A 969-nucleotide genomic window follows, 5' to 3' on the forward strand; every position below is an offset into this window, starting at 1 on the left:
ATCAGCGCAACGGCAGCATGCCTCCCTAGGATGCCGGTGGCGGAACACCGGGTTTCCACGATATTTTTTTCCACGTGGAAACATATATTTAAAGCGACTTCGTGTCGCGAATAGCCGTCAGGCTAAGCCGTGAGTCCCTGATTAAGCCACACATGGCATTGGCTCACCCTCAATTCTCAAAAGCAAAACATCTTGAATGACTTCTGGAGAATAGTTTCCATTTTTCTTCTTCTCCAGCAAATGCTTCTGGCAGCTTAACTTGAAGAATTTAACCAGAAAATCCGTTACAGCTTCTATCCCGTTAAAAAATGCCTCCTTGAAACGGTCTAGCGATCTCATCCAGGTTTTTATCGCTTTGTAGAAGCTGAGATTTTTACCATAGAACCCACGCATGAGATTATGCGTTATCCATAACATGTTCAGGCTGAGTACTATGATGAATAATTTCGAGTAAATATAGCACTCAAGGCGCTGCTTTTTCACCTTCTTGACCTTATCGATCTTCCAGAGCGATTTCCAGGTTTTGAAGACGAGCTCAATCTGCCAGCGCAAGGTGTACGCCTTCCACGCATTCTGAATATCGAGCAACTTTTCAGATGCAGAGGTGATGAACAGGTTGAGCCTCGCTCGGGCTTTGAATTCTTTACCTAATTGCCGCCCTTTCTTTTGGGCATTCAAATGAGCCTTACGCATTCGTTCCTGATAAACGCATTCAGGAAGCAGATAAACGAAGAGACGAACCTGTAGTGTCAGATTTTGGTCAAGAAATACCCGGTCTTCGAATCTTTCAATTCCGGCATCGGTCATGGCTCGAACGATACGGGAAAAATTCAGCTTAACCGTTTTCTTGCCTCGAAGCTGATACACGTTTTTGTTGGCTTGCAGACGGCATAAAAAATCACCAAGGTTCTGCAGGATACCTCGCAATGCTGATAGATGCATATACGCGAGGTCACGAATAACAAGGTC

General features: G+C 44.8%; 1 protein-coding gene. It reads right to left on the reverse strand.

Annotated features, from left to right (window positions below; translation table 11 throughout):
* Positions 1-141 precede the first annotated feature (141 nt).
* Positions 142-960, reverse strand: a complete 819-nt coding sequence (locus tag JWJ90_RS22765; RefSeq protein ID WP_338032366.1) for a transposase — start codon at positions 958-960, stop codon at positions 142-144.
* Between the last annotated feature and the right edge of the window lie 9 nt (positions 961-969).

The sequence above is a fragment of the Desulfobulbus rhabdoformis genome, from assembly GCF_016919065.1.
In the GTDB taxonomy this organism is placed as follows: domain Bacteria; phylum Desulfobacterota; class Desulfobulbia; order Desulfobulbales; family Desulfobulbaceae; genus Desulfobulbus; species Desulfobulbus rhabdoformis.